The organism is Lachnospira pectinoschiza (genome assembly GCF_020564355.1).
Classification (GTDB): Bacteria; Bacillota; Clostridia; order Lachnospirales; family Lachnospiraceae; genus Lachnospira; species Lachnospira intestinalis.
Window position 1 is genome coordinate 1 of record NZ_JAJCRR010000006.1, and the last position, 14,246, is coordinate 14,246.

Below are 14,246 nucleotides of genomic sequence, written 5' to 3' on the forward strand. Positions count from 1 at the left end.
ATCCGATGCCAAGATTTTCAGCACATCCACGTACACCGAGATCTTTATGATCTTGATAATACTGGATTGCATCAAGTTTAAATTGTTTGTCATGTTGCGTTGCCATATGAGATCCTCCTTCAGCATAGCCCAATTTCTGAATGGATAGAAATGCAAATTGGAACATATCCCGGTAATTAATTAAATACATTAACTCTACGGAGCGTAGAAACCGCAAAAATTCACCATATTCTACGTTGCGTGGGTGTGATTGGAAATAGGATTGAAGGATAATTAAGCCAGAAAGGAGGAAAGCAAATGGATCAAATAAAAATTGGAAGATTTATAGCTGATGAGAGAAAGAGAAAAGGGTATACTCAAAAACAGCTTTCTGAAAAATTAGAAATCAGCGATAAAACAATTTCAAAATGGGAACGAGGTGTTTGAGTTATAATAGGACCAAGTTAGATGAAACCCAGTAAAATCAAGGGGTTATGCCTAATTTAGTCCTTATTTTTATACCAATTTAGCGGTAGATAAGGCAGCGCTGTTATATCAAAACCGAAAATCCAAGTCAGTATCACAGATGTCCGCAATCAGTCTGAGAGTGAATCTGTGTGCTTAGATTAGGTACAATTTTATATCAAAACATTTAGTGAGGACTAAATTAGCACTTGAGATGGAATATTCCATCAGCTGGTTTGGTCCTCTTTTTATTTGAGAGGAGTGGTCGAATGGGCAAAGTGTTAATTTGGTTCGTAATCATTATTAGTACAGTGGTTCTCTACTGTCTTATGAAAGTTAAGGCAGAGAGTGATGAACTGTATGAGAAATTAATGAGAAAGCATTTTTATGGCAGGTCTGATGATATTCCTGCATCTGACCAAACTAAGCACTTGAAAGGGTGTGGGTAATTATATGAAATTTTGCAAAACAATAATGCAGACAATACAGAAAAGGAGTGAAAGGAACATGAATAACAAGTTAGAAGTAATCGGCATTGATCATGGCTGGTCAATGATGAAAACAATCTCTCAGGTATTTGTCACAGGTGTTAAGGAGATTACAACAACTCCGGCACTTTTCGGCGATGTACTTGAGTATGAAGGAAAGTTCTATAAGGTTGGAACTGTGAGGCAGGAAGTAAAGGATACCAAGGTCGAAGATGACAGCTTTTATCTTCTCACTCTTGCAGCAGTTGCTAAGGAACTTAAAAGAAGAGGTCTTGCAGAGGCAAAGGTATTCCTTGCTGTAGGACTTCCGCTTACAAGGTTTGGAGCAGAGAAGAATGATTTTATCAAGTACCTGACAAAGAATAAGCGTGTAAGCTTCAAATATGAGAATGAGTCATATCATATTGAAATTGATGATGTGGCAGTATTTCCTCAGTGCTATGCAGCAGTAGTGGACAAGATTCCTGCTATGGCAAAGAAAACACTGATAGTAGATATTGGAAGCTGGACAATCGACATTATGCCGGTAATCAACAAGTCTCCGGATGAATCAAAGTGTGTGACGATTCCCAAAGGTCTTATTACCTGTATGTGTTCTATCAATGAGCAGTGTGTAAGACAGCTTAACGGAGAGGTAGACGAGTCAGAGATACAGAACATCATGCGATATGGCAGGTCAGATATTGATGATGAATACTTTGCCATTATTAAGGCAGAGATAGAGGATTTTGTTGATAAGGTATATAACTCAATCCGTGAGTTTGGGTATAACTTAAAGACTATCCGTCAAAGGTAGAGCATACTTCATTCTTTACTGATGAGGACGGAGATTTAATCTTACCGGAGGCACTGAAAATCGGTAACTACCGCATTGAGGAAGTGTCTGCACCATTTGGATATGTTGTAAATGATAAGTATGTCAACATCTTTGTTGATACTGACACAGCATTTGAGACAGATGGTGATACAAATGATGCAATCATTATTGTGGAATATTCCGATGCCCCTGCAGTCGGAGAGCTGACTGTAGAAAAGAAGGGCGAGGTACTTGACGGATTCAAGGGTGGACTCCTTGCAAGCTCATATGAGAAAGAGTTTGTTTATAAGGAAGGCTCACTTGCCGGAGCAAAAATCAAAGTTTATGCTGCCGAGGATATTTACACAGCAGACAACCAGAAGGATGCAGACGGAAACCGCATTAAGTATTACAGCAAGGGGAGACCTTGTGACAACTCTTACAACTGGCAAGGATGGAAAGGCAACAGCTAAGAATCTTCCTCTTGGACAGTACAGGGTTGTGGAAGTGGAAGCTCCATACGGATATGTATTAAATACGAATGGGCAGAAAGTGACATTCACATATGTGGATGATAAGACACCTGTTATCAAGGAAAGCCTTACTTTCTCAGATGACAGACAGAAGCTTGATATGTCAGTGACTAAGCTTGATGCAGAAGATAACACACCTATTGCAGGTGCAGTATTTGGTCTTTATGCAGACGAGGATATCAAGAATGTTGCTGGCAAGGTAATTATCGAGAAAGGCACACTTCTTGAGAAGGCAACATCTGATGAGAATGGAAAGATTGCTTTTGTTAAGGATTATCCATTTGCAAAATATGTTGCAAGGGAGCTTGTAAAGCCTGCCGGATATGTGACAAATGAGGAAGCAGTAAACTTTGATACAAAATATCAGGGACAGGATGTTAAGGCTGCTGTATATAACAGCGAGTATAAAAACACTCCAACAACCTTTGAGTTTACAAAGACAGATATCACAAGCGGTGCAGAGCTTACAGGTGCAACACTTACTGTACTTGATAAGGATGGAAATGTGGTAGACACATGGACATCTGATGCTAAGGAAGCACATGTGATCAAGAGACTTGTAGTTGGCGAGATTTACACACTTCGTGAGGAATTTGCTCCTTACGGATATCTTAATGCAACAGATATCCAGTTTACAGTAGAGGATACAGGCAAAGTGCAGCATGTAGAGATGAAGGATGAAGTTCCTACAGGTTCCATTGTCATCAATAAGGACGGCGAATTTGTAACAGATACTACTCTTATGAAGGGTTACTGGTACGACTTTATCTTCAATTTCTTCAAGGACAGCCTTGCAGGAGTAACTTTTGATGTATATGCAAAAGAGGATATCGTAAGTGCCGACGGACTTGATACTGTATATCATAAGGCAGGAGACAAGGTGGCAACCATCGTGACAAATGATAAGGGTATCGCAAGAATTGATGACCTTCCACTTGGCAAGTATTATCTTGTTGAGACAAAGACAATTGATGGATTTGTATTAGATGATACACCGATTGAGGCAGACCTTTCTTATATCGACCAGAACACAAAGGTTGTATTTGCAGGAATGGATGTGACAAATGAGCGTCAGAAAGTGCAGATTACTGTAACCAAGACTGATTCAGAGACTAAGGAAGCACTTGAAGGAGCAGTATTCGGCTTATTTGCGAAAGAAGATATCGTGAACAAAGATGGCAAGGTAATCGTAAAAGCTGATAAACAGATTGAGAGAACAGTAACAGGCAACTCTTAAGCTTATCAATGTACCGACAGAGCCTAAGCTTCCACAGACAGGCGACAATGCAAATCCGCTTCTTTATCTTGGAATTGGTGCACTTGCACTTATTACAGGTGTTGGAGTAGGACTTCGTGGAAGAAAGAAAAAGAATAAACAGTAACAATTAACCTTGCGGGGAATGTAAGCCAGTGACTTATGTTCCCTGCTTTTTTTGATTTGGAGGACAAACAGTGGTAGGAGAAAGAATCAGATATTACAGAAAACGACAAAAAATGACATTCAGGGAACTGGGCGAGAAAAGTGGTTTTGAAAATAGAGGTGATGTAAGAATTGCCCAATACGAAAATGGTTCAAGAGTTCCAAGGACGGGAACGTTGAACAGGATTGCAAAGGCACTTGGCATTCCGCCGGAAGAATTATTCTGTGAGGACTGTAGAAAGTGCATGTTTCTCAAGAATTATTACAGAAAGAAAAGAAAATCTCATACCACTTTTGATATGGGAATCGAAGAAGACAACAGTTACAGAGAACACAAAAATCCCGAGGATGAAGGGATTTTGTATGACAATTTAGATTAAGGAGGAACCGTAATATGATGAATTACGAGATTTTTAAGGAAGTAGTAAAAGAAAAGTTTATGGATTATATGCCTGAGAAGTTCAAAGGAATGGAGCTTGTGGCAGAACCCGTGGAAAAGGTGAATGTGACTCTTGATGGCATCATCTTACGAGAGGAAGGCAGGAATATTTCGCCTACGATTTATATCAATGACATGTATAAGAAGTATCAGGACTGTGGTGATCTTGAGGTGTCACATCATTGACAAATGTACATCGCCATGATACGATTTGAGAAATATATATATTTTTTGTCGGAAGTGTGGATTTTTTTGTCGGATACTTTTCTAAAATAAATAAGCTATTACATCTTTATGAAGGTGTTTCAGCATTTGGCACAAGGGGTTATCGCAGAAAGACCTATTTTTTGCAATAACTCAAGTAGAAATGAGGTGAATATCGATGATGCAGCAATTGTATAAATTGACATATGTCAAAAATGGGGGGAGAAGCCTACTGACCGTGAATGACGCTCAGGAGAGAATGACAAAAGGAGGACTTTATGAATATTATCAAACATAAATATGGCAAACGAACGGTATTTCTGCTGCTTGCGGTAATTTTGGTGCTATGCCCTTTGCAGGTTAGGGCGGCAGATAACAAGCCAACCATCGAAATTGGTAACTACATTCAGATGGGTACTTATGGGGGAGTGCCAATTGTGTGGCGTTGTGTAGCGAAGGATAGCAATGGGCCATTGATGCTTTCGGATAGAGTATTGTGTGATTACATGCCCTATGATGCAAAAACCAACAAAAATGCCGAAACAGGCTCGCACCGGCGCAATAGCTGGAGAGATAATTTTGGTTCTAACCACTGGAGAGACAGCAACATACGTTCTTGGCTCAATTCCAACGCTGAAGCAGGAAAAGTGAAATGGCTTTGCGGAAATCCGCCAACAGAGGATTCTGTCTATCCTAAAACGGCAGCATATGACCAAAAGGAGGGCTTCCTTCGCAGCTTTCGTTCGGATGAGCTGGGAGCGATTCGAACGGTGAAGCAGCGTTCTATCGTTTCCCATCCGGAGTATACGGCAGGTTATATCGACGCAGCCGGTGTTGATCTTCCCTATAACACCACAATTGATACGGTAGCGGATGGGTATGACAGTGCCCATTATGAATATATTTGGGATAGAGTTTTTCTGCTGGATGTTCAGCAGCTCAAAACGGTTAATGATAACCTGAACGGCTACCATATCGCAAAAAACAGAAGCGGTGTAGCATGGAACTATTGGCTGCGTACACCGATTACAACCTGTAACCATGATATGCGATTTGTGACCCCTCAAGGGAATATTTTGCGTGACGCACCCTATAAGGGATATTACGGCGTTCGTCCTGCCTTCTATCTGAATACGGAAAATTACACCGTATCATCCGGCACAGGACAGAGCGCACAGGACCCCTATGTTGTTTCCGCACCGGATGCGCCGGATGACAGCATTGGCATATCCGGCGCTGTGCGAGAGGATGTGAATGGTGACTGGAATGTGAACACGGATGAGTATCTACAGCTGGAGATGAGTACCCTCTACACTGAGGATCCTGCATATGCAAATGTAACCGTACCGGTGTATACAATCCAGAAGCCTCGCAGCGATAAGGAGAACATGGTGATTGTGTACTGCGCCGAGGGCTACACCAAAAGCCAGCAAAAGCAGTTTGTCGAGGATGTAAAAAAGCTGTGGGGGGAGGTATTGCAGATAGAGCCATATCGCAGCATGGCGGATCGCTTTAATGTCTATGCACTCTGCACGGCATCGGTGGATGGCTATGGCGGTACCAGCACATTTTTTGCTGCGACCGCCAAAGGAGGAATTTCTACTAACAAAGGGAACTGGCGCAACCATGTTTTGGAGCGCATCATAGGCCCTGCGTTTATCGAGAAGATTCATGACGCACATATTCCTAATGAAACGCATCCAAACGAAAACACGATGGATCATAATTATAGACAGTATGATTATGTGTATGAAAATATCAACCAATTCGTTGTGTTGGCGAATAGCGGTGAGTATTTCGGTGGCTCTCATGATAATAAACAATATGGTATTCACTATATTGTTGCGTCAGCGAGAAACGCATATTCTGCGTTTACCCAGCGGCATGAACTGGGACACGGTCTGTTCCATCTGGGAGATGAATATAATTATAGCACTGTTCCTGTAGGTGAGTGGAATTACACTACATCACTGAATATGACTGCAACAAAAGATCCCACGAAAGTGAAGTGGAGGCAGCTGCTTGGCTTCCGTAATACCTATACCTGCCCGCATCTTGACTACTATCCTTATACCTATAATTCCAGCAGGGATTGTCTGATGCGAGAGACCTTTCAGAATGATTTTTGCGATGTGTGCAAGCTACAGGGCATAAAGGTCATGAGTCAGCTCATTACAAATCCCCCTGCGCTTTATGTGGCTGTTCCTGAGGTGAAAAAGTATATCGGCGATTACAGAAATCCCACAAAAGATCCTTCTGCCTTTGAGGCAGCGAATTCCTCCGCATATGCGAGCTATCAAAATGACAGGAATAGCCGTCTATTAAGCGGCGGCAGTAAAAACAGCTTTGATTATAGCAGCATGAAGGGGCAGCAGGTTGAGCTGCGCACCATTATACAAAATCTTTCGAATACCCAAGCGAAGACTGTGACCCTGCGCCTGTGGGTGGAACATTCCAACGGCGAAAAAGCGGTCACGACAGATGGGGAGCAGGTTTTCACTACGCAGGAGTTTGACATCCCTGTTTGGAAAGAGAAAAGCAAATTCTGGACAAAGGGTGCGTTGGATTACGAGGGCAGCGACTTTAATTCCGGCCTTGTCAACTGCTCTCTGGTTTACACGATTCCGGAGAATGCCATTCTGCAATCCGGCGATACCATCGGCTTTGAGATTGTAGATCATGCGACAGGCGAGGTATTGGCTGATGATGATACGGAGCAGCAGCGCTATGTCAATGTCACCATCCAATATCAGCTGGAGGATGGCACAGATGTTCCAAACACCATGCCGACTACCTTTACTGTTCCGGTAGGCAAAAAGGTTGATTGGCAGCCGCCGCAGGAACTGCACGGCTACACTTTTGTTAAAGCGGAGGGGATGGAAAATGCTGTCCCGAACAGTGGTATGACGATTCGTTATATTTATAAAAGGTCTGAGGAACGCCCCGAGCCGCCGGTGACAAAAAATTATACGGTGCAATACAATTGGGGCTCTGTATTCCCGACAGGCGCAACGCTGCCGCTAAATAGCAGCTCCTATTCGAGTGTGCAACAGGCGAAGGCGGCTGTGGATAAGAAATATACCTCCACAACACGCATTCAGGCACAAAAGGATGGTAAAAACGGCACATGGGCTTTTTCGGGCTGGGATGCCGGCAACCTAAACGGCACAACCGTGGTATTCCGTGGAAGTTGGAGTTTTACGGCGGATACAGCGCCGATAACGCCTCCGAGCGGTACAGCAAGCTACAAGATTACCGCAACGGCAGGTATCGGTGGAACAATCTCTCCCGGTGGCACGACAACGGTATCTGCCGCAGGTCAGCTTACATATACAATCAAGGCGAACGAAGGATATTATATTGCGGACGTAAAGGTGGATGGTTCGGAAGTGACAGCGACCACAAGCTACACCTTTAGTGATGTGAATACTGATCACACCATAGAAGTTACCTTTAAACAGGAAAGCCAGACACCGGATGTGCCGGATGTGATTGCACCAAGCATAACCACACAGCCTGGCAATGCGACAGTGAAGGTAGGTGAGACTGCGTCCTTTACCATAGCAGCAAGCGGTACAGATCTTACCTATCAGTGGCAGATAGACAGAAATGATGGGAAAGGATGGGTAAACATTGACGGTGCAACGGCAACGAGCTATACCACATCCACAGTCAATATAAGCTGCAACGGATTTAAGTATAAGTGTGTTGTTTCAAACAGCGCAGGAAACGTAGAGAGTAATTCTGCAACATTGACCGTACAGGATGCGGGCATAACGCCTCCGAGCGGTACAGCAAGCTACAAGATTACCGCAACGGCAGGTATCGGTGGAACAATCTCTCCCGGTGGCACGACAACGGTATCTGCCGCAGGTCAGCTTACATATACAATCAAGGCAAACGAAGGATATTATATTGCGGACGTAAAGGTGGATGGTTCGGAAGTGACAGCAACCACAAGCTACACCTTTAGTGATGTGAATACTGATCACACCATAGAAGTTACCTTTAAACAGGAAAGCCAGACACCGGATGTGCCGGATGTGATTGCACCAAGCATAACCACACAGCCTGGCAATGCGACAGTGAAGGTAGGTGAGACTGCGTCCTTTACCATAGCAGCAAGCGGTACAGATCTTACCTATCAGTGGCAGATAGACAGAAATGATGGGAAAGGATGGGTAAACATTGACGGTGCAACGGTAACGAGCTATACCACATCCACAGTCAATATAAGCTGCAACGGATTTAAGTATAAGTGTGTTGTTTCAAACAGCGCAGGAAACGTAGAGAGTAATTCCGCAACATTGACCGTACAGGATGCGGGCGGTTCCGATAATCCTGACACACCGAATAACACCTATCAGATTATTGATGGAGCAAACAATAGTTGGACGCATGACAGTGATGGTAATATCACCATCCGGGGTAACGGAGACTTCTCCAAGTTTACCGGAGTTAAGGTGGACGGAAATTTGATAGACAAGAGCAACTACACTGCAAAGGAAGGCTCTACCATTATCACACTGAAAGCTTCCTACCTGAATACACTTTCGGCAGGAACCCATACAGTTGAAATCCTGTGGACGGATGGTTCTGCAAGCACCACATTTACCATCAAAGCAAATACCTCTGATAACAGTAATAACAACCAGAATGATAACAACAATAGCGATTCCTCTGATGACAAGCCATCGAGTGGAACTGATAAGAAGGATGTGACTGCACCTAAAACCGGGGACAACACACCGAGTGTATGGCTGTTTATACTATTAATTCTTTCCGGAACGGGATTGATTATTACCGTAAAGAAACGCAGAGAAAATTTGAATTCATAGAAACGATAGTTAAAAAATGAAACGAGAAAATAACCATGGAGAAGGCGGGCATGTATGTCCGTCTTTTTTTCAAAGAAAACACAACAGGGAGTGTACGCTGCGGAAGAGGTGAAAGAAAAGACACAGACGGAATCAAAGCAGAAGGCGTGTATGGGAATGGAAATGGAAATTTCTTCTCAATCAGGTAAATCTTAAAAATGCAATGCGCTCATTTGGAACATTTGTTTCTAAGATTGATTGGTCGAAGTCAGATTCCTTAAGAGAACTGTTTAGACCATTTGAGCATCTTGGGACAGAAAAGATATATGCTTTATAGACATAAAAAGCAAGATTGAATAGCAACCCTCCCAAAGTTGTGCATTTGCAACCAATGTTTTCTTTACTTTCAGCCACCTGTAGGTATAATTTTGGGTATAAATTGAATTGGAGGTATTTATTTTGATAGGTGACAATATTAAGTTTTACAGAAAAAAATCAGCTTACACAGGATGACATTGCTGAGGCATGTAATGTGACAAGACAGGCGGTGTCGAAATGGGAGAACGGAAATGGTTTTCCGGAAGTATCACTGTTGTTGCCATTATGTAATGAATTAGAGATAACGGTGAACGAATTATTGTCTGGTGAAAGAGTATCAGAAGAAGATTATCTAAAGAAAGCGGAGGAAAATATGGTGAATTTAGTTAGAGAAGCTCAGGAGAGTAAGAAGAAAATTATATTATCAGCAATGGCAGCAGGTCTTACAATTATTGCTGCAGTTCCATTGTTTCTGTTGTCAGGAATGCTTGCGATGGAGAACTGGATGAGGATTCTGCTTATAATTATAGGTTTGGTTGTAATATGTGGCGGTATTGTAATTGCGTGTATTCTTGACAGAGATGCAGGAGCATATGAATGTCCTGATTGTAAGAATAGATTTGTCCCGGATATGAAGTCTTATATTATGGGACCACACACAATAACAAAGCGTAAATTAGTATGTCCTAATTGTGGTGCATATAAGTACTGCAAGAAGGTCCTTACAAAATAAAGCAGTAATTTTACTGCTACAAAAATTTCGACAGATTTTAGCTTTTTCAACTCTATAGGCTTTTTGAGAAGTTTGGTTTTGATGAAGCATTTGGAAGAAGTGCAGTTATGCAATTTCTTGAGCTGAAAGGTTCAGGTGATTCAAAATTTCTTTCCAATCTGATGCAGGCAGATATTATTGAACTGGTATCCGGTCGCGGAAAGGGGAAATATAAGTTCAAAAAGTAATTTGATTATGAAGAAAGATTGAGTGAAAAGTCTTTATGATAAAACACTGTTGACTGAAGAAATGTGGGGAAATTATTAGAAAATTGATACGGATACTTAGAAAAAATACCAGCTGGAAAATATTGAAGGATAAAGCAAAACCGCAGTATATGGGATTTGTGTGTCATTTTTATTTAAAAACAATAAAATGGGTTATCGGCTGGTAAAAAATCGAAAAGAGTTGATAAATACTGGAAAAGTTGGTATAGTTATTCTTAGAAATGGCGGAAATACGTTGGATAAACATTAACATAGGATGTATTGAAACCGCCTTGGGATGGAATACGACAACGGCGTTGGGAAGATAAACATTAACATAGGATGTATTGAAACTTACCTCCCTTTATTGCAAATATCTTTCTCGCCGTGATAAACATTAACATAGGATGTATTGAAACATGTGTCCGGTTCCCGCTTTTATTACGGCCTTTTCGATAAACATTAACATAGGATGTATTGAAACTCACCTGCAATGATTTTAAAACAATTCTTGACTTGATAAACATTAACATAGGATGTATTGAAACGACAAACAGTGTTTATCATACATAAAGTCAGTAGGATAAACATTAACATAGGATATATTGAAACCAAAAATAGGAAGTCCCTATTTTTAAAAACCTAAATGATAAACATTAACATAGGATGTATTGAAACATCTGATCCATATAGTTTTCAAGTTCGGTTTTCTTGATAAACATTAACATAGGATGTATTGAAACAGCCTGACGGCAACAGTAAATGCCAACACGACTGCGATAAACATTAACATAGGATGTATTGAAACAGTAACAGCGGAGCGGATTTTAGAGCCGTGCCTGAAAGATAAATATTAACATGAAATACATTGAAATATCCATATGAAAACTGTAAATAAGACATCATTAAGATAAATTGGAGCGCATAGCATTGATTCGGATGGGAACAATACTAGAAAAATGAAAAATATAGTTGCATGTACCAGAGCGGCAAGGGGGGAATAGTACATAACGATTAGCACAACTTATCAATAATCCGGGTAGAAGGAATTGATATATCATTTTAGAAATACTATAATGAAATTATCAAGAAAAAGGAGTTGATAATTTTGAGTAAAAATTTAATTATCTATTATTCACGTAAAGGTCAAAACTATGTAAATGGCAGAATAGAGAGCCTTACGAAAGGAAACACGGAAATTTGTGCAGAATTTATTCAAAAGGCAGTTGGCGGAGATTTATTTGAGGTTGAAACCGTCAATGGTTATTCGTCAGATTATCATGCATGTACAGCAGAGGCAAAGACGGAGTATGAAAACAATACACGTCCGGAGCTTAAAGCATATCTTAAAGACATCAGCGGGTATGACAATATTTTCATTTGTGGTCCGTGCTGGTGTGGAACATATCCAATGGCAGTATTTTCGTTGATAGAGTCCCTGAATTTCCAGGGCAAAAATGTAATGCCGCTGATGACACACGAAGGCAGTGGATTGGGACGTTCCATGCAGGATATAAACCGAATCTGCAAGGGTGCTGTAATAAAAACAGGCCTTGCCGTTCATGGGGCAGATGCCAGCAAATCAGAGCAGGCAGTCACAAAATGGGCAAAAGAAAGCCTGAATGTGTAAAATCTTTAAGTATGGTATGATATATATAAGGAAATACTGACAGGAGAGAATATAAAGGAGCTTAGAGCCGATGAAATGTGACAAAATCTATATTGCAATTGACCTCAAGTCGTTCTATGCTTCGGTAGAATGTAAGGAGCGTAACCGTGACCCGCTGACAACCAATCTGGTTGTGGCGGATCAGAGCCGCACACAAAAGACGATATGTCTTGCAGTATCACCGGCATTAAAAAAATACGGAATTCCGGGACGGCCGCGGCTTTTTGAGGTGATTCAGAAAGTCAAGGAAGCCAACAGCGACCGTAAGTGGAAAGCACCGAATCATACATTTACAGGGGCTTCGGATGACAGTGAGGAGCTTTGTGAAAATCCGGCGCTTGAGATCGATTACATTGTAGCATCGCCTCGCATGGCACTTTATATGGAGTACAGTACAAAAATTTATAATATCTATTTAAAATACATTGCGCCGGAGGATATTCACATCTATTCTATTGATGAAGTATTTATGGACGTCACGAATTATCTTGCAGCCTATAATCTGACACCGGAAGAACTGGCGATGAAAATGATTCGTGATGTTCTGCAGACAACCGGAATTACGGCAACCGCAGGAATCGGAACCAATCTGTATCTTAGCAAAATTGCAATGGATATTGTGGCAAAGCATATTGAACCTAATAAGGATGGAGTGCGGATTGCCAGACTGGATGAAATGTCTTACCGGAAGCTTTTATGGAATCACAGACCGCTTACAGATTTCTGGCGGGTCGGGGGCGGCTATGCAAAGAAGCTTGCAGAAAATGGATTGTATACAATGGGCGATATTGCAAGATGTTCCATAGGCAAAACAAATGAATTTTACAATGAAGAACTGCTCTATAAGCTGTTTGGAATCAATGCAGAACTGCTGATTGACCATGCATGGGGACACGAGCCTTGTACCATGCAGGATATAAAAGCCTATAAGCCGGAAACCAACAGCGTCAGTTCGGGACAGGTACTGCACTGCGCCTATGAATTTGATAAGGCGAAGCTGGTGGTCAAGGAAATGGTAGATTTGATGGTGCTGGATCTGGTGGAAAAGGGACTAGTAACAGACCAGATTGTGCTGACAATCGGTTATGATATAGAAAACCTTACCGATGCGGACAGAAGGCGGCAGTATTACGGAGAGATTACTGTTGACCGTTACGGGCGGAAAGTGCCGAAACACGCACATGGGACTGCCAATTTAAAAAGGCAGACGTCGTCCACACATTTGATAACCGATGCAGTCATGCAGTTATATGATAAAATTGTCCATCCGAAGCTTCTGATTAAAAGAATCACCGTGACCGCCAATCATCTGGTCGAGGAAAGCCGTGCAGAACAGACACCGAAATATGAACAGCTAGACCTTTTTACGGATTATAGTGTGCAACAGGAACAGCAGGCAGCGGAAAATGCAGATTTAGAGCGTGAAAAACGGATGCAGAAAGCAATGATTGACATCAAAAAGAAGTTTGGAAAAAATGCCATATTAAAAGGCATGAATCTTGAGGAAGGTGCAACGGCGAAAGACAGAAACGAACAGATAGGCGGGCATAAAGCGTAAAGCATAGAATCCTGTTAATTCAGAGCGGATTATACGTCAGATGTCAGGTTGTTGTCCTTAAAATAAAAAGAAAGCAGTGATCAGAATGGATTATCAGAATCAACATCAATACGACGACATCCTTAATCTGCCACATCCGACATCCAAAAATCATCCGAGGATGTCCCTGCATGACCGTGCAGCACAGTTTTCGCCGTTTGCGGCACTCACCGGGCATGAAGCGGCGATAAAAGAAACGGCGCGACTGACGGACGATAAGCAAATTTTAAGTGAAGATGTCATTGAAAAGATAAACGGACAGTTAAAAATAATTGCAGAAAATATAGGAGCAGAACAGGAAATAACCGTCACGTATTTTGTGCCGGATTCCAAAAAATCCGGTGGCGCGTATGTAGACTGCGCCGGAACGGTCAGAAAAATTGATAAATATAACCGCACGCTGGTAATGACGGATAATACCGTCATACCGATAGAACAAATCAGCAGGATTTGCGGCTTGCAGGACTGTGAGATTGATTTGTGGGATATGTATGCGGATTACATCAATGGCAAGCGTGAAATTGCAGAAATCAATATGGATTT

General features: G+C 41.7%; 9 protein-coding genes, 3 pseudogenes and 1 CRISPR repeat array. All 12 genes and pseudogenes read left to right on the forward strand.

Annotated features, from left to right (window positions below):
* Nucleotides 1–297 precede the first annotated feature (297 nt).
* The gene (locus LI288_RS12140) at nucleotides 298–426 is read left to right on the forward strand and encodes a helix-turn-helix domain-containing protein (RefSeq protein WP_227090609.1); all 129 of its coding nucleotides are present in this window, start codon (nucleotides 298–300) and stop codon (nucleotides 424–426) included.
* A gap of 525 nt (nucleotides 427–951) precedes the next feature.
* A pseudogene (locus LI288_RS12145) lies at nucleotides 952–1,713 on the forward strand (ParM/StbA family protein); the annotation flags it as partial.
* 68 nt (nucleotides 1,714–1,781) lie between these two features.
* Nucleotides 1,782–2,201, forward strand: a complete 420-nt coding sequence (locus tag LI288_RS12150; RefSeq protein WP_264473990.1) for a hypothetical protein — start codon at nucleotides 1,782–1,784, stop codon at nucleotides 2,199–2,201.
* Nucleotides 2,158–3,498 carry an MSCRAMM family protein gene (locus tag LI288_RS12155; protein WP_320055241.1) on the forward strand — a complete coding sequence of 447 codons (1,341 nt, stop codon included), beginning with the start codon at nucleotides 2,158–2,160 and terminating at the stop codon, nucleotides 3,496–3,498. Before LI288_RS12150 ends, LI288_RS12155 begins: the two co-directional genes overlap by 44 nt.
* 4 nt (nucleotides 3,499–3,502) lie before the next feature.
* Nucleotides 3,503–3,643, forward strand: coding sequence for an LPXTG cell wall anchor domain-containing protein (locus tag LI288_RS14675; RefSeq protein ID WP_227090823.1), 141 nt, complete (start codon nucleotides 3,503–3,505; stop codon nucleotides 3,641–3,643).
* Nucleotides 3,644–3,713: 70 nt separating this feature from the next.
* Complete coding sequence (locus LI288_RS12165; protein WP_227090615.1) at nucleotides 3,714–4,061, forward strand: helix-turn-helix domain-containing protein; 348 nt, start codon at nucleotides 3,714–3,716, stop codon at nucleotides 4,059–4,061.
* 14 nt (nucleotides 4,062–4,075) lie between these two features.
* Nucleotides 4,076–4,291, forward strand: a pseudogene (locus LI288_RS12170) (DUF5688 family protein); the annotation flags it as partial.
* 311 nt (nucleotides 4,292–4,602) lie between these two features.
* Complete coding sequence (locus LI288_RS12175) at nucleotides 4,603–9,162, forward strand: M64 family metallopeptidase (protein WP_227090617.1); 4,560 nt, start codon at nucleotides 4,603–4,605, stop codon at nucleotides 9,160–9,162.
* Nucleotides 9,163–9,607: 445 nt separating this feature from the next.
* Nucleotides 9,608–10,192 (forward strand): helix-turn-helix domain-containing protein, encoded by a 585-nt coding sequence (locus LI288_RS12180; RefSeq protein WP_227090619.1) that lies wholly within the window; start codon nucleotides 9,608–9,610, stop codon nucleotides 10,190–10,192.
* Nucleotides 10,193–10,696: 504 nt separating this feature from the next.
* Nucleotides 10,697–11,245: direct repeats of the CRISPR family, unit length 30 nt; unit sequence GATAAACATTAACATAGGATGTATTGAAAC.
* 300 nt (nucleotides 11,246–11,545) lie between these two features.
* A complete protein-coding gene (locus LI288_RS12185) occupies nucleotides 11,546–12,067 on the forward strand; it encodes a flavodoxin (RefSeq protein WP_022431130.1) in 522 nt (173 codons plus the stop codon).
* Nucleotides 12,068–12,137: 70 nt separating this feature from the next.
* A complete protein-coding gene (locus LI288_RS12190; RefSeq protein ID WP_227090621.1) occupies nucleotides 12,138–13,664 on the forward strand; it encodes a Y-family DNA polymerase in 1,527 nt (508 codons plus the stop codon).
* 85 nt (nucleotides 13,665–13,749) lie between these two features.
* Nucleotides 13,750–14,160 (forward strand): annotated as a pseudogene (locus LI288_RS12195) (hypothetical protein); the annotation flags it as partial.
* Nucleotides 14,161–14,246 lie beyond the last annotated feature (86 nt).